19 protein-coding genes and 1 tRNA gene are annotated in these 21,369 nt (G+C 57.3%); 19 read left to right on the top strand and 1 reads right to left on the bottom strand.

The genetic code is table 11. The features are described from left to right. The first annotated feature begins 33 nt into the window (after positions 1-33). From C1711_RS04710 to pdxA, 9 genes are all read left to right on the top strand, one after another. Positions 34-990, top strand: coding sequence for a DnaJ C-terminal domain-containing protein (locus tag C1711_RS04710; RefSeq protein WP_102338015.1), 957 nt, complete (start codon positions 34-36; stop codon positions 988-990). Positions 991-1,269: 279 nt separating this feature from the next. Then, a complete protein-coding gene (locus C1711_RS04705) occupies positions 1,270-1,686 on the top strand; it encodes a heat shock protein transcriptional repressor HspR (RefSeq protein ID WP_102338014.1) in 417 nt (138 codons plus the stop codon). Positions 1,687-2,135: 449 nt separating this feature from the next. Next, on the top strand, positions 2,136-2,630 hold the full coding sequence (locus tag C1711_RS04700; protein ID WP_102338013.1) for an EamA family transporter: 495 nt from the start codon (positions 2,136-2,138) through the stop codon (positions 2,628-2,630). Positions 2,631-2,858: 228 nt separating this feature from the next. Continuing rightward, entirely contained in the window at positions 2,859-4,514 is a 1,656-nt protein-coding gene (locus tag C1711_RS04695; protein WP_102338012.1) for an amidohydrolase, read from the top strand. 35 nt (positions 4,515-4,549) lie between these two features. Then, entirely contained in the window at positions 4,550-5,002 is a 453-nt protein-coding gene (locus C1711_RS04690; RefSeq protein ID WP_102338011.1) for an EamA family transporter, read from the top strand. A 134-nt stretch (positions 5,003-5,136) separates the two neighbouring features. Then, positions 5,137-5,805 (top strand): TetR/AcrR family transcriptional regulator, encoded by a 669-nt coding sequence (locus tag C1711_RS04685; RefSeq protein ID WP_102338010.1) that lies wholly within the window; start codon positions 5,137-5,139, stop codon positions 5,803-5,805. Positions 5,806-5,814: 9 nt separating this feature from the next. After that, positions 5,815-6,249 carry a cysteine-rich small domain-containing protein gene (locus C1711_RS04680; protein WP_234346255.1) on the top strand — a complete coding sequence of 145 codons (435 nt, stop codon included), beginning with the start codon at positions 5,815-5,817 and terminating at the stop codon, positions 6,247-6,249. A 195-nt stretch (positions 6,250-6,444) separates the two neighbouring features. Next, complete coding sequence (locus C1711_RS04675; RefSeq protein WP_102338009.1) at positions 6,445-7,356, top strand: acetamidase/formamidase family protein; 912 nt, start codon at positions 6,445-6,447, stop codon at positions 7,354-7,356. 2 nt (positions 7,357-7,358) lie between these two features. Further along, positions 7,359-8,327 carry a 4-hydroxythreonine-4-phosphate dehydrogenase PdxA gene (pdxA, locus tag C1711_RS04670; protein WP_102338008.1) on the top strand — a complete coding sequence of 323 codons (969 nt, stop codon included), beginning with the start codon at positions 7,359-7,361 and terminating at the stop codon, positions 8,325-8,327. Positions 8,328-8,580: 253 nt separating this feature from the next. Here the strand turns inward: pdxA and C1711_RS04665 are convergent, their stop codons facing one another. After that, positions 8,581-10,509, bottom strand: a complete 1,929-nt coding sequence (locus tag C1711_RS04665; RefSeq protein ID WP_102338007.1) for a BglG family transcription antiterminator — start codon at positions 10,507-10,509, stop codon at positions 8,581-8,583. Between the two features lie 321 nt (positions 10,510-10,830). Here C1711_RS04665 and C1711_RS04660 point away from each other — a divergent pair, with 321 nt between their 5' ends. From C1711_RS04660 to C1711_RS04620, 10 genes are all read left to right on the top strand, one after another. After that, positions 10,831-11,094: an HPr family phosphocarrier protein gene (locus C1711_RS04660; RefSeq protein WP_102338006.1), complete on the top strand. Its 264-nt coding sequence runs from the start codon at positions 10,831-10,833 to the stop codon at positions 11,092-11,094. A 90-nt stretch (positions 11,095-11,184) separates the two neighbouring features. Then, positions 11,185-11,496, top strand: a complete 312-nt coding sequence (locus C1711_RS04655; RefSeq protein ID WP_102338005.1) for a PTS sugar transporter subunit IIB — start codon at positions 11,185-11,187, stop codon at positions 11,494-11,496. Positions 11,497-11,535: 39 nt separating this feature from the next. After that, positions 11,536-12,840, top strand: coding sequence for a PTS sugar transporter subunit IIC (locus tag C1711_RS04650; protein ID WP_102338004.1), 1,305 nt, complete (start codon positions 11,536-11,538; stop codon positions 12,838-12,840). Positions 12,841-12,912: 72 nt separating this feature from the next. Further along, entirely contained in the window at positions 12,913-13,248 is a 336-nt protein-coding gene (locus C1711_RS04645) for a PTS lactose/cellobiose transporter subunit IIA (protein WP_102338003.1), read from the top strand. A gap of 3 nt (positions 13,249-13,251) precedes the next feature. Then, positions 13,252-14,703 carry a glycoside hydrolase family 1 protein gene (locus C1711_RS04640; RefSeq protein ID WP_234346250.1) on the top strand — a complete coding sequence of 484 codons (1,452 nt, stop codon included), beginning with the start codon at positions 13,252-13,254 and terminating at the stop codon, positions 14,701-14,703. An 8-nt stretch (positions 14,704-14,711) separates the two neighbouring features. Continuing rightward, positions 14,712-16,166: a glycoside hydrolase family 1 protein gene (locus C1711_RS04635; RefSeq protein ID WP_102338002.1), complete on the top strand. Its 1,455-nt coding sequence runs from the start codon at positions 14,712-14,714 to the stop codon at positions 16,164-16,166. A gap of 778 nt (positions 16,167-16,944) precedes the next feature. Further along, positions 16,945-19,518: an ATP-dependent chaperone ClpB gene (clpB, locus tag C1711_RS04630; protein ID WP_102338001.1), complete on the top strand. Its 2,574-nt coding sequence runs from the start codon at positions 16,945-16,947 to the stop codon at positions 19,516-19,518. A gap of 217 nt (positions 19,519-19,735) precedes the next feature. Continuing rightward, positions 19,736-19,894, top strand: a complete 159-nt coding sequence (locus C1711_RS07730) for a hypothetical protein (RefSeq protein WP_159060052.1) — start codon at positions 19,736-19,738, stop codon at positions 19,892-19,894. A 60-nt stretch (positions 19,895-19,954) separates the two neighbouring features. Then, entirely contained in the window at positions 19,955-20,986 is a 1,032-nt protein-coding gene (gene gluQRS / locus C1711_RS04625; RefSeq protein ID WP_102338000.1) for a tRNA glutamyl-Q(34) synthetase GluQRS, read from the top strand. 66 nt (positions 20,987-21,052) lie between these two features. Further along, positions 21,053-21,143 (top strand) — tRNA-Ser (locus C1711_RS04620). The last annotated feature ends 226 nt before the right edge of the window (positions 21,144-21,369 follow it).

The following is a 21,369-nucleotide window of genomic DNA, read 5'->3' as shown; positions in this document are numbered from 1 at the left end:
TCGGGGCCCGTTTTACGAAAGGAGGCAGATCTTATGCCTGCAGGCAAGAACTTCTACGATGTCCTTGGCGTGTCGAAGAACGCCTCCGACAAAGAGATCAAATCGGCATTCCGTAAGCTGGCCCAGAAATACCACCCCGACCGCGGTGGTGACGAGGCCAAGTTCAAGGAGATTTCCGAGGCATACGAAACGCTGTCCAATCCGGATAAGCGCAAAGAATACGACATGATGCTGCAGTTCGGCGGCATTCCCGGCACTGGCGGTGCGGGCGGATACGCATACGGCGGCGGTGCCGGTGGTCCGTCTATGGCGGACATCTTCGGCAGCATGTTCCGCGGTGAAGGCGTGGGTGGTGCCTACAGCTCGTACGGCGGCGACTCCGCGGGCTTCGACTTCGGCGACATGTTCGGCGGCGGGGCGCGTCGCGCTCGTAAGGGCAGCGACCTCAAGGCCGTCATCGACGTTTCGTTTGAAGAATCGCTCCATGGCGCCAAGCGCAACATCACGCATCGCATTCCGTCCACCGGCGAACAGGACACCCTCGAGGTGACCATTCCCGCAGGTTGCTATGACGGCATGAAGCTGCGTTTCAAGAACCATGGCGAATACGGTGTCAACGGCGGTCCGCGCGGCAACATGCTCGTGGAGTTCCGCGTAGCCGAGCATCCGCTGTTTAAGCGCAAGGGCAAGACTGCTGACGTGACCATTGACGTGCCGATTTCCATATACGAGGCGGCGCTAGGGTGCACAGTCGACGTGCCAACGCCCAGCGGCAAAAAGCTGCGTCTCAAGGTGCCCGCGGGCACGCAAGAGGGCAAGAGCTTCCGCTTCAAGGACATGGGCATGCCCGATGCCAAGCGCAAGGACCACATGGGTGCTCTGCTGGCGACGATTTCTGTGCAGGTTCCCACGAGTCTCACGGACAAGGAGCGTGCCGCCCTGGAAAAGCTGCGCGAAGCAGACGAGCGTCCGTATCGCGCGAAGTTGTAGCGTGTAGAGTGCTGCCTACTGCATCCTACATAAGCTCGGGCCTCACACAAAGATTGGGCTGTTTTTAGGTATTTGAGACACATTTTCGGGCGCCAAATGCCGAAAAACGACCCAAGATTCGAGAGGGGAGCTCGAGTCGCGGATTCGAGAGGGGACCTCGGATCGCGTCAAGATGCGAGAGGATAACTCGAACTGCTTGCCCGCGTTCGCGCGGTAGGGGATGTGTAGGAGGCCCCGAAGCCTTATCATGGTGAATGGGTTTTGATCGAAGGGGATGACATGGCAGACGAATCGGCTCGCACAAAACCGCTGTATATGATTTCTGTTGCGGCGGAGCTTACGGGCATGCACCCTCAGACGCTGCGTGTATATGAGTCCAAGGGCCTTGTGAACCCCAAGCGTTCGGGTGGCAATACGCGCCTGTATTCGCAGGCCGACATCGAGCGGCTGGAGCTCATCAATCAGCTTACCGATGAGGGCATCAATCTGGCGGGTGTGGTTCGCATCCTCGACATGAAGGAGCGAGCGGAGGAGCGCGAGCGCGAGAATGAGCAGATGCGCGTTCGCATGCGTCAGCTTGAGGAAGAGCTACATGAGCTCAAGATGCAGAAGCGCATTACCGCATTAGCCCCGCGCGACGGCAGCGCCGATCCGGAGAAGGTACTGCGTGGTTTGCTTTCCGGCGGAGAGCTGTAAGGGTCGCTTCCAATCCTTTACCGGCTCCTATTGTTTGCGGCCCCCGTCCGTCCCCTATGGTTTTCTGCGTTTTTGGGGACTCTAAAAGGCACTTGTCCATAGGTAATAGCAGGTGGTTGCAGACAACCGAAAACAGGATGTAAGCGCATAAGGGCGAACGGCGACTGAAATGCCGTTCGTCTGTTCTTTTTGACCGTTTATCTTTCGGTAAAACATCTCGGTATCTACAACAAAACAAATTGTCTATACAACTCAATAAATTGCCATCTACCTGCGGAAATAATAAACCGTACAGCACGCAGGTAATAATAAATTATGTAGTGCCAAAAATAAATTATGTGAACGTTAAACTTCGCATATACGAAATTTTGCTTGTACAAAAAAATAAATGAGCTTAGACTGAAGCCATCGGATGCGCGCATTGTCCAACATTCGAGCAAGGAGCCATCATGGAATCGATCCTCTTTTACGTTCCTCTTGCGATTGGTGTTCTGGGAAACATCCTGTACAACATCTTTGCCAAATCCACGCCCGAAAATGCCAATACGTTCGCATCGCTGACGCTCACGTACGCGGCGGGCATGGCAGCGACATTCATCCTTTATATGGTCACGTCGGGCGGCGGCAACATCGTTGCCGAGTTCGCGAAGGCAAATTGGGCATCCTACGCCCTCGGCCTGTGCATCGTCGGTTGCGACGTGGCAATCATCCTGCTGTACCGTGCGGGCTGGGATCTTAGCGTCGGCACGCTGGTGGGCAATATTTCGCTGTCGCTTTGCCTGGCAGTTATCGGCGTCATCTTCTGGCACGAGTCCCTGGGTCCCATCAAGATCGTGGGCATTCTCGTCTGCATCGCCGGCCTTTATATCGTGAATCGTCCGGAAAAGACTACGGTCGGCTCCGCGGAGCAAGCTCAGCCTCAGAGTGCCGAATCGGAAGTTTAAGACACCAACCGGTCTCAGTGGCGGCATGACGGCAGGCGTTACGGCTTAGGGAACCACGCGTGTTTTGACGGCATCGCAGTTCAAGTCGCAACGCAACCCCATCTCCGTGCAAGTTAAAACGCGCGGCGCTTGTCGTCCGCCACTCCAACGGGCGTCGCATCCATATCCAGATTAAACATCCGTCAAAACATCTTGCGCAATTCCATAACGTGTACGTAAGGAGACGTCATGTCAGTCACACCTGCAGATATCGTCATTATTGCCAATGCCATGTTCCGCGCCACGAGCCGCGATGAAACGCCTGCACCCGGTGGCATCGCCATTGCCGGCGACACGATCGTCGCCGTGGGCACTCCCGAGGAAATAGAGCCGTTCATCGGTCCGGATACCGACGTTCGCCGCTTCGGCGAGGACAAGCTGCTCATGCCCGCGCTCTGCGATGCGCACCTGCACTTGGAGAACACCATCCTGTGCGAATGCGGACCCGTGCTGCGCTTTGTGACCTCCGAGGAGGAGTGCGTTGCAAACGTCAAGAAGTGGCACGAGGACAACCCCGACTCCCACTGGGTCATCGGCTTCGGCTGGCATCAGGCCAACTGGCCGGGCGGCCAGGTCCCCAACAAGGCGAAGCTCACCGAGGCTTTGCCCGACAACCCGGCGTTCCTCATGGACATCGACACGCACTGCGCGTGGGTCAACCAGAAGTTCCTCGACGAGCTGGAAATCACGGCCGAGACCCCCGATCCGGACGGCGGCAAGATCTGGCGCGATGAAAACGGGGAGCCCACGGGATACCTGGAGGAGCAGGCCGCCATCGGCATCGAGCCGACCGTGCTCAAGATGGCCATCTCCGACTCCGAGGTGCGCAAGCAGAAGCTCGCCGAGACCATCGCCCTGCTCAACCGCCGCGGCGTCACCGAGACCTGGGATGCGTTCGACACGCCTGCGACTTGGTATGAGGCGCTCGAGGGTCTTGAGGCAGATGGCGATCTCAATCTCAGGGTGAACACTTGCGTGCTGATCAACGAGGGCGATGACTTTGTGGAGAAGGCGCAGAAGCTCGCCGAGCGCTACGGCGACAAAGAGCGCTTCATCACGTTCTGGGGCTACAAGGTCATCGGCGATGGCGTGGGTGGCGCCCACACTGCCTGGATGGTCGAGCCGTATGCCGACGACCCCACGTGCACCGGTGGCTGCCTGCTCGATCCCGAGGATATGAAGCGCCGGATTCTCGAGTGCGAGCGTTCCGGATTCCCCGTCCACATCCACGCGTGCGGCACCGCGACGGTGCGTCACGGCCTCGACTGCTTTGAGGCCGCGCTCGATCAGGGGCTTTGCGACAAGAGCCGCCGCAATGTCATCACGCACTGCGACACCGTGTGCGCCGAGGATTTCCCGCGCTTCCGCGAGCTGGGGATCGTTGCCGCGCTGCAGCCCGACATGATGGCCCCCACGCCCACCTATGAGACCGACTTCTACCGCCCGTTCTTTGGCGACGAGGTGTACAAGCTCGCATGGGCGAACCGAACGATGTTCGACAACTGCGATTACATCTCGTTCAGCAGCGACTCTCCCGTGGGCTTTGCGGGAACGCTCGACCAGGTGTTCCGCTCCACGCAGCGCGTGTTCAACGACGGCAAGCCCGAAGGCGGCATCAACCCCGAGCAGAAGATCAGCGTGTCCGAGGCGCTGTGGGCATTCACCTGGGGCGGCGCTTACCAGCTGGGCAAGGAAGAGCTCAAGGGCTCGCTCGAGGTGGGCAAGCGCGCGGATATCGCGGTGTTTGAGCACGACCTGTTTACCTGCGACCCGGGCTTGATCCAAAAGACCGAATCGGAGCTCACGCTCATCGACGGCCGCATCGTGTACGACAAGACCGCATAGAGACCGCATAGAGACTGCATTGAGAGGAAACTATCATGTCTGAAGCTGCAAAGAAGCACGGGTTCGCGTATTTCTTCCCCGTCATCCTGATGATCGTGGTCAACGTCGCCTACAACATCGTCGCCAAGCTCACGCCCGAGAACATCAACGCGCTCGCGTCTGTCTTCTTGACCTATACCGTGTGCTGCGTCTTCTCGTTCATTGCGTTTTTCGCCACGGCGAAAGACAAGTCGTACCCGCGCGCTCTTAAAGAGTGCAACTGGTCGGCTCCCGCCATGGGCCTCTCTCTCGTGCTCATGGAGGTTGCGATCCTGCTCCAGTACCGTGCGGGCTGGGACATCAGCATCGCCTGTCTAGTCCTGTACGTGATTCTGGCCGTGTGCCTGCTTGTCATCGGCGCCGTGTTCTATAAGGAGCGTGTGAGCTTTACCCGCATCATCGGCTGCGCGGTTTGCGCCGCTGGTATCGCGCTCGTTATGATGTTCTAAGGTAAGGCGCGCCTCGCGGTATTTGCGATGCCTTTGCAATCAACGTTTGATAGGATGGGGTGCCGAGGACAACGGTGCCCCATCTGCATGTTGGGCGTGCGGGTTTAGCGCGGGGCGCATGAAGGGGGAGGGCCATGGGCACCTATGCCGCTGGCGACGCAACGAAGGAGCGCATCAAGGACGCTGCGCGCAATCTCTTTTTCGAGCAAGGGGTGACGGCGGTCTCCGATGCCGCGATTTGCCGTGCCGCGGAGGTTCAGCGCGGGCTTGTCTCGTATCACTTTGGCAGCCATGCCAATTTGGTCGCCATCATTTACCAGGAGTTTGTCGAGCAGCTTCGCGCAACGGTGAGCAGGCGTTTTCCGGTGGAGGACCCCATGCTCTCATATTGCATCCTTGAGCATCTGCTGCTTGAGGTTCTGTACCGCAACGATGCGTTTCGCCGATTCTATGTGGGCATCATTCAGTATCCGGAGGTTTCGGACGAAGAGGTGCGCGTGCAGCACGAGCAGTTCGTCGAGATCTTGAAGAGCCGCAGCATTCCGGAGGAGTCGGAGCGCTTGAAGATCGCCGTGACGATGTCGCAGGGCATGTTCAACGAGACCGTGCGCTGCATCGATACGGGGTACCTCTCGGGCGATATCAACGAGATCATCGATATCGACCTGATGCTATCCATGTCGCTCATGAACTTTGCAAGCGAATATGCCGAGCAGATGGTCGGGAAGACGCGGGAGATCGTGCGCGGGTATCGCTTGGCGGTGGGGTGTTCCATGCGCCCGCGTATCATCACGGCGAAGTAGGGCGCGCCGATGGGTGATGTGCCTGAGAACGGGGTTGCGGCGGAGCCGGGTGCGGTTGCATTAGGGTTGGGCGCGGCCGTGGCGGAGCCGGGTGCGGTTGCGTCGGAGTTGGGTGCGGTTGCGGTGGAGTTGCGTGGGCGTGGGCCGATGGGCGGGGCGCCTGGACCCGCATCGGTACCGCGTGAATCCGAACTGCGACAGTATCGGTTTTTCAACCATGCCGCGTGTGAGTTCTATCCTTGCCACGATATGCCCGCCGACCAGCTCAACTGTCTGTTTTGCTATTGCCCGCTTTACGCGTTGGGCGAGGGGTGCGGCGGAAACTTCACCTATATAGTCGGTGCGGACGGCGGGCGCATTAAGGACTGCAGCGCCTGCACGCTGCCACATCGCGTGGAAAACTACGATTACATCACGAAGCTCCTGGGTGAGAAGCGCGTTTAGGCAGTGCTGCCGCTTGGGCGAGAAGCGTGTTTAGGCAGTGCGGCCACTCGGCTGTTTGGGTTGTTGCAACCGACTGAATATAACCGCCCGATTGCAATTGCCTGATTACAACCGTCTGACGAACGAAATGGCATCTCAGCGAAAACTATGGTGAAATGAGGGCAATGCAGAGGCGCTCTCGATAGGAGGCATTGCATGCAGCGTGTTACGAGAAAAGTAACGTACAACACCATGGATAAAGCGCATCCGCCGGCGGCGATTGTCGCCTCAGGCGAGACGGTTGAGATTGAGACCGAATTAAACGGCGGTTCCTGGCTTCAAAGTCCTGAGGACCGCTGGGATCCATCGAAGAGCAAGGGGCCGAACCTCTGCACCGTCGTGGCGGTAGAGGGGGCGCAGCCTGGCGATACGCTTGAGGTGGAGATTCTAAACATAGAGCCCGAGGGGGTTGGTTACACCGGCTTTGCAGGGTGGCGGACGAAGTTGAGTCAGCAAATCTGGCCTAATGATTGGGACGTCGTAACGCGGACCGTGACAATCGACGAAGACGGTGTTAATTGGAGTAACCGACTACAGTTGCCCATAAAGCCTATGATCGGCACGATGGGTACGGCACCCGCCGGAGAAGGGCTAACGAATGCATACGCCTACCACACCGGCGGGAATATGGATGTTCAGGAAATCTGTCCTGGCACAACGCTCTATCTGCCCGTTTGTGTGGAGGGGGCGCTCCTACATGTGGGCGATGCTCACGCCATTATGGGTGACGGAGAGATTCCTCATGGCGGCGGAATCGAGTGTCGATCGACGGTCACGTTGCGGTTAACGGTGAAAAAGGGATATCAAGCTCACGAATGGTTGCGGGCTGAGAACGACGAATACATCATGACAATCGCCAACGAGGACAAGATGAAGGATTCTTTCTGCGGGGCAGCCAGAGAGTTGATTGCTTGGATGTGCGACGACTACGGCTTTGAGCCGCAGGAGGCATACCTGCTATTGGGGCAGGTAATGGAGGCTCGCTGCACAATGCTTCACGGGGACGATGGACCTTTTAGTCCTTATATCTGCAAAATCGCAAAAAAGTATTTACACCCGGAGGGATAACAATGCCGAAGACAGCAATTACCATGGGGGATGCCGCGGGCGTAGGGCCGGAGATTATCTTAAAGGCAATGAAGGCACGGCCCGAATATCAGGAACAATGCATCGTATATGGTGCATTTGACGTGCTTCGCCACTATAACGAGAAATGGAACATGGGCCTTACGCTTCAGAAGGTTTCATCCGCTTCGCAATGTGTGGATGGAGTTGTCAACGTTGTTGATCCTTGCCCCATTACGATGAAGGACTTTACCGTTGGCCAACTGAGCGCTCGCTGCGGCGATGGGGCCTATCGTTACCTGGAGGCTGCTGTGCGTGCGGCGCAGTCCGGCGAGGTGATGGCGGTGGTTACAGCCCCCTTGAACAAAGAGGCACTTCACATGGGCGGGCATCTGTATGCAGGGCACACGGAAATCTTGGCGGATTTAACTGGTGCAAAGGATTACGCCATGCTCCTGTGGAGCGACGCGCTCAAGGTAATCCATGTAAGCACTCATGTATCCCTGCGACAGGCTTGCGACCTTGCAACAAGAGAGCGGGTTGCCACAGTCATCCGCTTGGGAGACCAGGTCTTAAAGAGGGCCGGCATCGAAAGGCCTCGTATTGCAGTAGCTGGGCTGAACCCTCACGCCGGAGAACATGGGCTGTTCGGTGACGAAGAACAGACGCAACTGATTCCTGCAATCAACGAGTGCCAGGCCGAGGGAATCGACGTGGTGGGTCCGGAGCCACCGGATACGGTCTTTTTTAAGGGGAGCCAAGGACAATACGATCTCGTGGTGGCCATGTACCATGACCAGGGTCATATCCCGTTAAAGGTTCTTGATTTCAAGAAGGGTGTCAACATGACGGTGGGTCTGCCCGTGATCCGCACGTCGGTTGACCATGGGACCGCCTTTGACATAGCGGGGACAGGCGTGGCCGATGAAGCCAGCCTGCTTGAGGCGTTGAGGATTGCCCTGGCTTTGGCATAGGCGCTGAATTGCGATTCCGCCCTTTATCGAGGTGCCGGTGCCGAAATGGGCGCGCGGTTGAGGCCAGACCGTTGTTGCAAATAGAGGCCCATTTCTGCAACAACCGTCTGGTTTCAACTCTGGATGCGTCGCAATGGTCTGGTTTCAGTCTGCGGTTTGCAACATTCGTCCGGTCTCAAATCTGCAATGAATCAAACTGGACGTGCAACATGTTCAGGTTCAAATTTGACCATACGACAGCTGCTTGCCCCACCTACTGCATCATTTCGCACAGCCGCGCGATGAATTGCTGATAGTCATCGATGCCGGCAAGTAGGGAAATCTGCTCCCGATCGGAGAGAATCGACACCAACGGATCAAATACCTCGTAAAACACCTCTTGGTCGGTTTTGCTAAACGACAGGAGGAAGATAAGGTCAACCTTGTCATCTCCCCAAAAGATGGGTGTCGTGGAAATCATGACCGAAATCGAAGAGCGAGGGCTGGTCTGACGGAGGCTGTGGGGAAGCGCGACGGTACCATACGCAGTGCTCGAAAGCGCCTCGCGCTCAAAGACCTGTTGCTCAAAGTCGGCATTGGCATAGCCCCGCTGAATAAGCCGGTCCGCCATGCAGTGAATGACTTGGTCGCGTGTCGTGAGCGTTGCATTGACGGAAAAGAGTTCGGGCAGGATGAGCCGTTCAAGATGTGCCTTGAGAACAGAGCGACGCTTCTCATGGTGGATATCGTCGACGACATGCTGCAAGTTCGCACGGTCAGACTCTTTGGGGATGATGCCGAGCAGGTGTGTGGGAATCCCATAGTACGAGGTGAGGGGCACTGTGGTTATAAGAAGGTCCGCGCCATGCAGGTGTTCGAGATCGACCTTGTCGGTCACAACGTTGGTGACGATGAGGTCATTTTCAAAATAGCGCTCAAGGAATAGCAGAATCTTCGCATCGACGTTGTAGTACGAAGGGCAAAACAGCACCGCCTTGATTTTATTGGTGAGCTGCTTTTGAGTCTCAAGAGTGCTTCCAAGATGAAAGGCAATATAGGCGATCTCATCGTCGTTGATATACACATTCAGCCGGCGTTGCAAGATGCCGGCCTGTATGACGGCAGTGTCGTACAGAAGGGGGCAGCTGCTTTTTATCTGGCTTGTGAAGGGATTTTTCGACAGGCTACCCGTTCGTGCCCGTGTGATCAGATTTTTGATATGCAATGCAAAGCGAACGAAGAACTCATGGTCGGAAAGGTCGATGCCGGCATTTTCCCGGAGTGCCCCAATCATCTCATTGACTACTTCGAGGCATTCGCCTCCTACAAAGCGCTCGATGTTGTCCCGACTTGCCATGCGATAGTCGAGCATAGTGGTACGTGAGGCAAGCAACAGCGCGAGCTCAGATACCTCCGTCTTGTTGAACTCGACGTCGCCAGCGCTTTCAAGTGCATGCGTAATCGCCCTTGCCATTTCGAGATCCTGTGGGCTTATCGCAGCGTCGAGCATTTGAGTTGATGGAGAATCGACTTGGCCTCTGCCGTTGCGGATGCGGTCGATGGTGATAGCAATATGCAGAATGAGGTTGACGAGAGAATAGTCGTTCGCGAAGCATTGGTTTTCGTCCAGCGCTTCGCGAATGCATACCTCGATACGGGGAACATCGATGTCTGGGAATGCATGCTGAATTATCGTGAGATCGAGGAATCCCATGGCCGTTTCGTTGTACAGAAGATCGGACAGCAGGCGGCGTTTGTCACGCTCGCTGCCAACGAGAAGGAGCTGGTTGTTCTCCATTTTGAGCTCCAGGTGAAGCGGGGCGATTTTCTTGCGGATATCGGCGATGACGTTCTTCACCGTGGAATAGCTCACGTACAAGTGCTCGCAAACATCGAACGTGTCAAGCGCTTCGGGCGCAGCAAGCATAAGATGCAACAGATATGCCACACGTTCTTCGTTGGTTTGGGGGACGTCGCCGGGGATGCCCTGTTGATCAAGCAGCTCTTTGGCGGCTTTGGCGTCAGCGCGATATCCACGCTGGCTGGAGCTTACAGTTTCGGGATTCTCACAATTGATGCGTTGGATGTAGGACTCAACCGTACGGATGGAGATGCCGAGTTTGGCGGACAATTCGCGCGCTGTCACCGGGGCTGTGCTTTGTGCGAGCTGCTGAAGGAGTTGCAGTTCCTTTTCGTTCAACATGACCGTATCCGTTTCGCTGAGGTCTCGCTACAAGATGTCCGTTCGGCTGTTTCAAGCGAGTCGTCTTCGAGCCGATTGCCATACTGAGGTGAGTATCAAACCCCAGTATACCGAGTCTTACAGGGCGACAGAGCACTTCTTCGGTGCAACAAAATGCACCGAACCCGTGCAAACGCTAAGTTTTTTGGTTGCACGCAAGCGGTGCAAAACCTTCGTTGAGCCCGAACTGCCTTATTTGCGAGTATAAGGCCACCGATCGGAAGGGCAGTGCGGACTCGCGTGAGGGTCCTGAGGTTTGAAAGCACGTGGGAGGAGGTTTCGATGCAGGTTTTTGAGTACACGATTACCGACCCCGTTGGACTGCACGCACGTCCAGCGGCAAACCTCTCGCGTATGGCGGCATCTTTGGAATCTGATGTCCGCGTGAAAAAGTCGGGAGGCGAAAAGGACGCGGATGCGAAAAGCATGCTCGCCGTCATGTCGCTGGGGGTTCGTTCGGGCGATATTGCCGTGTTCACGGTTTCCGGCGAGCGCGAGGGACAAGATGCCACGGCCCTGCGGGAGTTCTGCAACGCAGAGCTCTAGGCCGCGCCGGGCTCGTGGGCGAAACGCCGAGCGAGTGCGGATTTTGCATATTCACCTCAGACGCTCGAGATATTGAGAAAGAAGGTCGAAATGGCAGATAAGACTATTTTTCTCTGCTGTTCAACAGGAGCAAGCAGCGGTTTTATGGCAAAGAACATTCGACAGGCAGCGAAGGCGCGCGGAATCGAGGTCAATGTAATTGCCCGTTCTGATTCGGTTATCGAGGATTACATCGAGGACGTTGACGTTATCCTGATCGCCCCACACCTCAGTTACCTCATGGATGATCTTGAAGAGCTCGTCGATGAGTATGACGTTCCCATCGCAATGATTCCCAAGAAAGCCTATGGGGATATGGATGGCGACGTCATTTTGGACCTTGCCCTTGAAGAGATGAAATAGTTCTCGTCTAGATGAACCAACTAGATTAGGGAGTACCTAATGGAAAAGTTTATGGCGTGGATGGAAGAATCCTTCGCACCCAAGATGAACAAGTTGGCCCACAATCCGTGGATCGCCGCAGTTCAACAGGCAATTCTCACGGCGATGCCCATGATTTTCATCGGCTCGTTCGTTACTGTGCTTACCGCTTTCGGCGAGCTCGTCCCTGGGTTCCCGGATTTCTCTCCGCTCAACACCTTCTCAATCGGTCTGCTTTCTATTTTCCTTTCTTATCTTGTTCCTTTCCTCATCATGGAGAAGAAGCGCAACAACAAGACTAAGAAGGAAGCTGGACTTGCCGGCATTGCTCTTTATCTGATTATTTGCGGCCCGGTCATCGATGCGGACGCGTGGACCATCGAGTTCTCGCTGTCCTCCCTGGGCAACGGCGGCATGATCGCCGCTCTTATGGCAGGCCTTTTCACGGGCTTTGTTATGAACGCGTTTGCCAAGCACTCCTTCTTCAAGGAGGACACCGCCCTCCCCGACTTCATCACCGTTTGGTTTGATACGCTCATTCCGATTCTGATCATCATCGCCTGTGGTTGGCTGTTCACCTTCCAGCTTGGCATCAACATTTCCGACGTCATCTATACGATCTTCAGCCCGGTAATTGCCGTTGGTGACAGCTTCTTGGGTTATACGCTGTTCTTTGGCTTTGAGTACGCGTTCCTGTACACCTTCGGTATCTCCACATGGGTCCTGTATCCCATTGAGGTGGCCATTATCATGAACGCTCTCGACGTCAACCAGGCAGCCGTTGCCGCCGGTCAGGTGGCGACCATGGTGAGCGCCTATGGCTCCTCGTACTATTGGTGCATCGGCGGTGGCGGCTGCACGCTCGCTCTCGGCATTCTGATGCTCTTCTTCGCCAAGTCTCAGAAGCTCAAAGTCATCGGCCGCACGACCATTATCCCGTCTCTGTGCAATATCAACGAGCCCTTGGTTTTCGGTGCCCCGATTGCCTTTAACCCGCTGCTCATGGTTCCGATGTGGATTATCGGTTTCGCTGGCCCGGCCATTACGTGGATTGCGCTTCACTTTGGCCTGGTTCCGTGCCCGACGATGCTCTTCTCGTTCTGGTACCTGCCCGACTTCATCCCCGCGTTCGCTGTTGGCGGAATTCGCGGCGTGCTGCTCTTCCTGGTGATCTTTGCCCTTAGCTTTGTGGTCTACTACCCCTTCTTCAAGGTGTATGACAAGCAGTGCTTGGCAGAGGAAGAGGCGGAACGCGAGGAGAAGGAAGCGCTTGCCGCCAAGAAGGCCGCTCGCAAGGCAAAGCGTGCCGCCATCGAAGAGGCATAATCCTATCCGGACGTCAATGGCCGGCGCTCCTGTCCGACAGGGCGCTGGCCTTCTAATTCAGGAGGTTGAAAGATGCACAGTGCAGATGAGCTCAATCAGGCGGCGATGCAGATTATTCTGAGCGCCGGCGATTGCCGCGAGATGCTCAACGAGGTTATCGACATGCTGACCTCAGGCGCAACGGACGATGACGTGGACGTCAAGTTGCGCGATGCCAAAAAGGAGATCGCGAGGGCACACGTTATCCAGACCGACATGATTCAGGAGTCGATCGAGACTGATATCCTCAACACGACTCTGCTGTTCACCCATGCTCAGGATACGCTGATGACCATTAACAGCGAGGTCAACATGGTGACGAACATGATTAAAATGTATCGCGCACTGCGCGCGGGCAGGGAGGGATAGCCGATGGAGAATGCTGCCATGATGCCTGCTAAGGGGTTCCCCGGGTCGTTCCTTTGGGGCGGTGCGATTGCGGCTAACCAGTCGGAAGGTGCGTGGAACGAGGGGGGCAAGGGACCTTCGATCGCCGATATCGAGATCCTTCCGGAGGAGTATAGCCGCCTGGGCTTCCTTGGATTCTCGCATACGGCTGACGAGGTGAATGCCGCCATCGTTGATGAAACGGGCTATTATCCGCGTCGTTATGGAATCGATTTCTATCACACGTATGCCGAAGACCTCAAACTCATGCAGGAGATGGGTTTCAAGTGCTTCCGCACATCGTTCAACTGGGCGCGAATCTTCCCGAACGGCGATGATCCGGAGCCTTGCGAGGAGGGCCTGGCGTTTTACGATCGCATGATCGACACCATGCTTTCGTATGGAATCGAGCCGGTCATGACCATCTCTCATTATGAGATGCCCACCCGTCTTGTGACGGAATACGATGGCTGGGCAGACCGTCGCGTTCTCGAGCATTTCCTGCGGTATTGCCGTGTATTGTTCGAGCGTTTCCATGATCGCGTTCGCTATTGGATTCCGTTCAATCAGATCAACAGCTTGGGCGGATGGGGTGAGTTTGCAAGTCTCGGGTTGGTGAACGACCGTTTTGAGGATCGTCGCCAGGCAACTTATCAGGCGCTGCACAACCAATTTGTCGCGAATGCCAAGGCGGTGTGCATCGCCCACGAGATCGACCCGTCGCTCATGGTGGGCATGATGCTCGGCGACGATCGCAGGTACGCCAAGACATGCGACCCCTCCGACCAGCTGTGTGCTTATCAGCACATGCAGATGAACAACTACTTCTACTGTGATGTTCTTGCTCGCGGTGGTTATCCCGGCTATGCAAAGCGCTTCTTTGAGGAACGCGGGATCTCGTTTGAGGTCACGGAGGAGGACGAGCGGGTCCTGCGGGAGAACCCTGTCGACTTCTTGTCGTTTTCCTATTATTCAACACGCGTTGCCGACCCGCAGGATTTCGAAGTCGGTGCGGACAACCCGCATCTCGAGAAGTCGATATGGGGCTGGGCGATCGATCCCACGGGATTCCGCATCTCGCTGAACGATTACTGGGATCGCTATCGCAAACCGCTGTTCATTGCGGAAAACGGCCTTGGCGCTCTCGACGAGGTGACTTCAGATGGCCATATCCACGACCAATACCGTATTGAGTATCTACGCGCGCACGTCGAAGCGATGCGCGAGGCGATTAAAGACGGCGTGAATGTGTTCGGCTACGCCTCATGGGGTCCCATCGACATCGTGAGTTGCTCGCAAGGCGAGATGAGCAAGCGTTACGGATACGTGTACGTCGATCGTGACGACCGCGGTAACGGTACAGGGAAGCGCATCAAAAAGGATAGTTTCTTCTGGTATCAGAACGTGATTTCTTCCAACGGCGAAGACTTGGGCTAGGTGGAGCGATGAAGAGAGTTCCAGAAGGGTTCCCTGAGGGCTTTTTCTGGGGTGGCGCGCTTGCCGCCAACCAGTGCGAGGGTGCATGGGACGAGGGTGGCAAAGGCCCGTGCGTTGCGGATATTCTGCGCGTGCAGGACACCGGCGACCCCAAGAAAAAGTCGAACAAGGAGACGGCGACCGCCGACATCGACTTTGCCCTTGCCGATACAGGGGGCTGCTACCCCAAGCGTTTCGGTATTGATTTCTATCATACGCACCCCGAGGATCTAAAGCTGCTCGCGGGAACGGGCATGAACAGTCTGCGCATCTCCATCAACTGGGCGCGCATTTTTCCCAACGGGGATGATGCGGAGCCAAACGAGGAAGGTCTTGCCTTCTACGAGCGGCTGATCGACGAAATGCGCAGCAACGGTCTTGAACCGCTGGTGACCCTTTCGCATTATGAGATGCCTCTGCATTTGGCAAAAGCGTATTGCGGCTGGTATGGCCGAGAGACCATGGATTGCTTTGTGCGGTATTGCACGACGGTCATGGAACGCTTGCGTGAGAAGGTGACCTGGTGGATTGTGGTCAACCAGATTAACCTCATTCATCATGAGTCGTTCAATCATCTGGGCATTCCTTCGGACAGTGTTGATAATCTTTGGGAAGCCAAGTATCAGGCCTTGCTGAACGAGTGCGTTGCATCCGCTCGCGTGGTGGCTGCCGGCCATGCCATCAATCCCGATTTCAAGATCGGCATGATGGTATACGATGCCCTCACGGCTTCTGAGACTTGCAAGCCGGCAGATGTCGCCGCCAACTATCAGCACAATCAGATGGAGTGCTTTGCGAGCGACGTCCTTATGCGCGGCGTTGTTCCGGGATATGCATGGCGCTTCTTCGAGGAGCACGGTCTTGATATTGACCTTTCGCTCGAAGATGAAGCGGACTTGCTGGGGGGAACGTCGGACTTCTTCTCGCTCTCGTATTACTACTCCGCGATTTGCTCAGCTGAGAGCTGGAGTAAGGTTGCGGTAAACGAGGATGGGTCGATTCCCAATCCGCATCTAGAGGCAAACGCATGGGGATGGGCGGTCGATTCTCTGGGGTTGCGGACGGCGCTTAACATGTTTTACGACCGTTATCAAAAGCCGATCATCATCGCCGAAAACGGATTTGGCAGTGAAGATGTGCTTGAGGAAGACGGCACGGTCCACGATCTATACCGCATCGAGTACCTGCGCGCTCACGTTGAAGCGACGCGCGAGGCGATTCGCGACGGCGTGGACGTGGTCGGATACTATCCATGGGGTCCGATCGACATCATCTCTTGCTCGTCCAGTGAGATGAAGAAACGCTACGGATTCATTTACGTTGATCAAGACGACTACGGCAACGGAACCAAGCGCCGATACAAGAAAGATTCCTACTATTGGTATCAGCGCGTTACGGCAAGCAACGGAAACGAATTGGCGTAACGGAAACGCAAGTACGGGAGGGCCCTTAATTGTGCCCTCTCGTTTTGTCGTTGGACAAAGGGCTTGCGTGATTCTGGGGCTTGTTGGACAGAATGCGTGTCCGATTCAACTCTGTATCTGCAAACGGACGTGTTAACGCCGGCCCGCGTTGTCCGGGCGCGTATTTTACCCATGAACCAGGTTTTCTGGCAACTTTTGTCAGATTATAAGGTCTGACGTTCATCCCGAGGATGTCTCCGTGCGCGTTCGCGCCGTTTCGCTCGATTTCGATTCGGCGAAACTGCAGGTCGCCGCGATTCGATGCATTGTCTGGATTCGCGTGTGTTCCGCTTTTCGCCCTTGTCCAGTTGTCGGGGCCCTACAATCTGGCAAAAGTTGCCATTTTGGGCCCGATTCCGCGAAAAAATGAGGGGGCGAGTTCATTTCCGGCTTCCGTTTCGAACCGTCGTGTCGTTATTTTGCATGTTAGCCGTCCAGCAACGGATACACATTGTGTCTTGTGAGCCGATCCTGGGCGCGAGTGCTGCGCTTCTGGTGCTTGCTGCTGCGCGCTTTGCGCGTACGCTTCGTGGGTAGCTTCTTGTCCCTCAATCCGATTACTCAGAAAATCTTATATAGAGAGACTTAGATTTTGTATAAAGCTGTCGATTATCGGCAACAATACCTTTTGAGTAAACCATGTCGGCCGCCCCGTAGGGTGGCCGCTCGGGTGTAAGCGCGCAGTTTTGCGGGAGCGTTCCTGCGAGTGAGCATCCGAAACGAGAGAGGTGGAACACCTATGAGAATCGACAAACTGGCCATGACGTCACGCGAGGCGCTGCAAAACGCCATTGGTATCGCGTCTGACGCCCAGGCCGCAGCGGTGGAGCCCGTCCACCTGCTGGCCGCCCTGCTCACCAGCGGTGAGCGTAACATTTCCGTGATCATCGAGCGCATCGGAGCCGACCCCAAGCAGCTGACGGCCGCAACGAGGCAGGCTATCGAGCGCGCTCCCAAGGTCGAGGGCGCTCAGCAGCAGCTATCTAACGACCTGACGCGCGTGCTTGAGCGTGCCGAGAAGAAGGCGTCCAAGATGGACGACAACTTCGTGGTCACCGAGCACCTGCTGATGGCTCTTGCCGAGGACAAGGGAGAGGCGGGGACTATCCTCGCAAACGCGGGCGTGACGCGTGAGCGCATCGAGTCGGTGTATACCGAGTTGCGCGGCGACGACCGCGTTACCAGCGCGGATGCAAAAACCGAGTTCGAAGCACTTGAGCAGTACGGGCGCAACATTTGCGACTTGGCCCGTGCAGGCAAGCTCGATCCGGTGATCGGTCGCACGGACGAGATTCGCCGCACCATTCAGGTGCTCTCGCGCCGCACCAAGAACAACCCCGTGCTCATCGGTGAGCCGGGCGTGGGCAAGACCGCCATCGTGGAAGGCATCGCCCAGCGTATCGTTGCCGGCGACGTGCCCAGCACGCTGCGCGACCGCGATCTCATCGAGCTCGATATGAGTGCGCTCGTGGCGGGCGCCAAGTACCGCGGCGAGTTCGAGGATCGTCTCAAGGCGGTGCTCAAAGAGGTCGAAAAGGCCGAGGGCAAGGTCATTCTCTTCATCGACGAGCTGCACACCATCGTGGGCGCCGGTGCCACCGAGGGCTCCATGGACGCGGGCAACATCTTGAAGCCCGCCCTCGCCCGCGGTGACCTGCACGCCATCGGTGCGACCACGCTTGACGAGTACCGTAAGTACATCGAGAAGGACGCCGCGCTCGCCCGTCGTTTCCAGCAGGTGCTGGTGGGGGAGCCGAGCGTGGAGGACACCATTTCCATCCTGCGCGGTATCAAAGAGAAGTACGAGATCTTCCACGGCGTGCGCATCGCCGACGCGGCGCTCGTTGCCGCCGCCGACCTGTCCGATCGCTACATCGCCGACCGCTTCCTGCCCGATAAGGCCATCGACCTGGTCGATGAGGCTGCGAGCCGCCTGCGCATGGAGCTCGATTCCATGCCGGTTGAGATCGACGCCATTACGCGTCAGCTCACGCAGATGCAAATCGAGGAGCAGGCGCTCATGAAGGAGACGGACGAGGCGTCTGCCGAGCGCTTGGAGGCGCTGCGCCAGGAGATTGCCGAGGTGCAGGAGCGCCTCAACGTGGCAAAGGCGGGTTGGCTCAACCAGAAGAACGCCATCGATCGCGTGCAGGAGCTCAAGGCCCAGCTCGATGAGGCTCGCAGTGAGGAGGAGCGTGCTACGCGCGACGGCGATCTTGCCCGTGCGTCTGAGCTGCGCTTTGCGACCATCCCGAGCCTTGAGCAGCAGGTTGCCCAGGGCGAGGCCCAGCTCGCCGAGCAAAAGGAAGGCGAGGGCGCACTCAAGGAGGAGGTCACGTCCGACGAGATCGCCGAGGTTGTGAGCGCGTGGACGGGCGTGCCCGTGTCTAAGATGATGCAGGGCGAACTCGAGAAGCTCAAGGGTCTCGAGGATGAGCTGCACAAGCGCGTTATCGGCCAGGACGAGGCGGTATCCGCGGTCGCGGCGGCAGTGCGTCGCTCGCGTGCCGGCTTGGCCGACCCCAACCGTCCTATCGGTAGTTTCTTCTTCCTCGGACCCACCGGCGTGGGCAAGACCGAGCTCGCCAAGGCACTTGCCGAGTGCCTGTTTGACGACGAGCGCGCGCTCGTGCGCATCGATATGTCCGAGTACATGGAGAAGTTCAGCGTCCAGCGTCTCATCGGCGCGCCCCCGGGATACGTGGGCTATGACGAGGGCGGCCAGCTCACCGAGGCTGTGCGTCGTCGCCCGTACAGCGTGATTTTGCTCGACGAGATGGAAAAGGCACATCCTGACGTCTTCAATGTACTGCTACAAGTGCTTGACGACGGTCGTCTGACCGACGGTCAGGGTCGCCAAGTGAGCTTCAAGAATGCGATCGTCATCATGACGAGCAACGTGGGTTCGAGCGCGATTGCCGAGCTCGCAGGCAAGGACGATGCGGAGATGCGCCGTCAGGTCGACGAGGCGATGAGCCACACGTTCCGCCCGGAGTTCCTCAACCGCATCGACGACATCGTGGTGTTCCATCCGCTCGGCATGGCGCAAATCGAGAAGATCGTGGACATCCAGCTGAAGGACGTTCGCGCGCGTTTGGCCAAGGAGCGCATGACGCTCGAGATCACGCCCGCCGCGAAGCAGATGCTTGCCGTGGGCGGCCTGGATCCGGTGTACGGCGCGCGTCCGCTCAAGCGCCTGGTCCAGCGCGAGGTGGTTGACGTCATCGCGCGCGCCATCATCGACGGCACGGTGCGCGAGGGCGACACGGTTATGCTCGATGTGGACACCGAGGGTTCGTTCCGCATCGTGTAATGGGGGGGCCGGCATGGGCGGCTGGTTGCGCGGGCGGTTGGCCATCGCTCGAGCTGCGGCCCTTCGTGCAAGTGGCGGCATTCGTCTGAATAGTGGCCCTTCGTTCAACTGACGGACGTCGCGGCACTGGAAATGATTTTGGCGGCAGGTCCTTGCGGGCTTGCCGCCTTTTGTTAGCATGGGTCGAAACTTTGGATTGAAGGCGGAGGGGAAGTACATGGCAGAGGATCGACATGCCACTTCATCACACGACAAAGAAGAACGGCCGCTCGACCCGTGCATTCGCGCGGAAAACGAGGACGACGACGGCTACGATCCGTATTCCGATCGTCGTCCCGAGCCCGAGCCGTTGTTCGAGCGCGATCCGTGGGCATAGCCTGTGCACGTGATGACGGACTTGAGTATGCGATCTGGGGCGAATGAACAAGAGCGTGCGATGACACCTGCCGCGTCTGCCGCGCGTTTTAACTCATCATTCGTGCAACCTTCGTGGGGCGCACGGGCTTCACGTGGCTCGCGTTTTTCTACGCCGATTGGCCGCTTTGCCCCGTCGCCGACGGGGCGCATGCATTTGGGCAACGTGTTTTCCTCGCTGCTCGCATGGCTGTCTGTGCGCAGCGCGGGCGGGTGCATGGTGCTGCGCATCGAGGACCTTGACGATCGCGCGCGAAGCGGTCCGTGGGCGGAACTGCTCATGGATGATTTACGCTGGTTGGGGCTTGAATGGGACGAGGGGCCGTATTACCAGACCGAACGTATCGAGCTCTATCGTGAAGCGCTTGCTCGCCTTGAGGACGCGGGTTTGGTGTATCCCTGCTTTTGCACTCGTGCCGAGCTTCACGCCGCAAGTGCTCCGCACGCAAGTGATGGAACGCCGGTGTATGCAGGCGCGTGCCGTGACTTGAGTGCCGCCGAGGTTGAGGAGCGCGCCAAGGTGCGACGGCCTGCGCTGCGGTTGCGTGTTCCCGAGGCAGGTGATGCCGCTGGCGAGATTTCGTTTGTCGATCGCACATATGGGCCGCAATGCGAGATGCTTGCGTGCGATTGCGGCGACTTCCTTGTTTGTCGAAGTGATGGGGTCTTTGCCTATCAGCTTGCGGTCGTGGTGGACGATGCGGCGATGGGCGTGACGGAGGTCGTACGTGGATGCGATCTGCTGAGCTCGACGGCGCGTCAGATGTACCTGCAGGATTTGCTGGGATATGAACATCCCGAGTACGCACACGTTCCGTTGGTCGTCGCTCCTGACGGCCGCCGTTTGTCCAAGCGGGATCGCGATTGCGATATGGCAAGTTTGCGTGAGCGTTTTGGCACGCCGGAAAAGTTGCTTGGCTTTTTGGCGTATGCAGCGGGAATCGCTCCGAGCGACGAGCCGTGCAGCGCCGCTCAACTTGCGGATGCGTTTTCGTGGGATGCGATTCGCGCTCATCGCGAGAGTATCGTGGTGGGCGAAGGCTTCTTCGGGTAGTTTGCGGAAACTTCGCTACGCACTGTTCAAGCAGGAAAAAGTGCGCTATCATCATCTGGCTGTTCCGGAGAGCTGACCGAGAGGCCGAAGGTGCTCGCCTGCTAAGCGAGTATTCCCCCAAAGGGAATCTGGGGTTCGAATCCCCAGCTCTCCGCCAGTTAGATTTGAGAAGCGGGTCCTCGCGGCCCGCTTTTTTGTTGGCCCGCGCGCCGTTGCTTACGTCGCATGTCAGCCACTTCGCCCCCTCCGAAGCTTTGGGCTGTTTTTCGGCATTCGGGTCTCGAAAATGAGGGTCAGATGCCCAAAAACAGCCCAAGATGCCAAAAGGGGACCCCCTGGTACCTCGCGGCCGTACACCCCTGCGTTTGATATGGGAGGCGGGT

Origin of the sequence: Collinsella provencensis, from assembly GCF_900199705.1 — a bacterium.
Classification (GTDB): domain Bacteria; phylum Actinomycetota; class Coriobacteriia; order Coriobacteriales; family Coriobacteriaceae; genus Collinsella; species Collinsella provencensis.
The sequence above is the reverse complement of the archived record's forward strand: the minus strand, read 5'-3'. Positions and strand labels throughout refer to the sequence as shown.

Excerpts from the sequence above, each read along its gene's own strand:
- C1711_RS04675 (WP_102338009.1), top strand. The coding sequence starts at position 6,445 with ATGCAGCGTGTTACGAGAAAAGTAACGTACAACACCATGGATAAAGCG.
- C1711_RS04655 (WP_102338005.1), top strand. The coding sequence starts at position 11,185 with ATGGCAGATAAGACTATTTTTCTCTGCTGTTCAACAGGAGCAAGCAGC.
- pdxA (WP_102338008.1), top strand. The coding sequence starts at position 7,359 with ATGCCGAAGACAGCAATTACCATGGGGGATGCCGCGGGCGTAGGGCCG.
- C1711_RS04685 (WP_102338010.1), top strand. The coding sequence starts at position 5,137 with ATGGGCACCTATGCCGCTGGCGACGCAACGAAGGAGCGCATCAAGGAC.
- C1711_RS04665 (WP_102338007.1), bottom strand. The coding sequence starts at position 10,509 with ATGTTGAACGAAAAGGAACTGCAACTCCTTCAGCAGCTCGCACAAAGC.
- C1711_RS04710 (WP_102338015.1), top strand. The coding sequence starts at position 34 with ATGCCTGCAGGCAAGAACTTCTACGATGTCCTTGGCGTGTCGAAGAAC.
- C1711_RS04635 (WP_102338002.1), top strand. The coding sequence starts at position 14,712 with ATGAAGAGAGTTCCAGAAGGGTTCCCTGAGGGCTTTTTCTGGGGTGGC.
- clpB (WP_102338001.1), top strand. The coding sequence starts at position 16,945 with ATGAGAATCGACAAACTGGCCATGACGTCACGCGAGGCGCTGCAAAAC.
- C1711_RS04690 (WP_102338011.1), top strand. The coding sequence starts at position 4,550 with ATGTCTGAAGCTGCAAAGAAGCACGGGTTCGCGTATTTCTTCCCCGTC.
- C1711_RS04660 (WP_102338006.1), top strand. The coding sequence starts at position 10,831 with ATGCAGGTTTTTGAGTACACGATTACCGACCCCGTTGGACTGCACGCA.
- gluQRS (WP_102338000.1), top strand. The coding sequence starts at position 19,955 with ATGACACCTGCCGCGTCTGCCGCGCGTTTTAACTCATCATTCGTGCAA.
- C1711_RS04645 (WP_102338003.1), top strand. The coding sequence starts at position 12,913 with ATGCACAGTGCAGATGAGCTCAATCAGGCGGCGATGCAGATTATTCTG.
- C1711_RS04680 (WP_234346255.1), top strand. The coding sequence starts at position 5,815 with ATGGGTGATGTGCCTGAGAACGGGGTTGCGGCGGAGCCGGGTGCGGTT.
- C1711_RS04640 (WP_234346250.1), top strand. The coding sequence starts at position 13,252 with ATGGAGAATGCTGCCATGATGCCTGCTAAGGGGTTCCCCGGGTCGTTC.
- C1711_RS07730 (WP_159060052.1), top strand. The coding sequence starts at position 19,736 with ATGGCAGAGGATCGACATGCCACTTCATCACACGACAAAGAAGAACGG.
- C1711_RS04705 (WP_102338014.1), top strand. The coding sequence starts at position 1,270 with ATGGCAGACGAATCGGCTCGCACAAAACCGCTGTATATGATTTCTGTT.
- C1711_RS04650 (WP_102338004.1), top strand. The coding sequence starts at position 11,536 with ATGGAAAAGTTTATGGCGTGGATGGAAGAATCCTTCGCACCCAAGATG.
- C1711_RS04700 (WP_102338013.1), top strand. The coding sequence starts at position 2,136 with ATGGAATCGATCCTCTTTTACGTTCCTCTTGCGATTGGTGTTCTGGGA.
- C1711_RS04695 (WP_102338012.1), top strand. The coding sequence starts at position 2,859 with ATGTCAGTCACACCTGCAGATATCGTCATTATTGCCAATGCCATGTTC.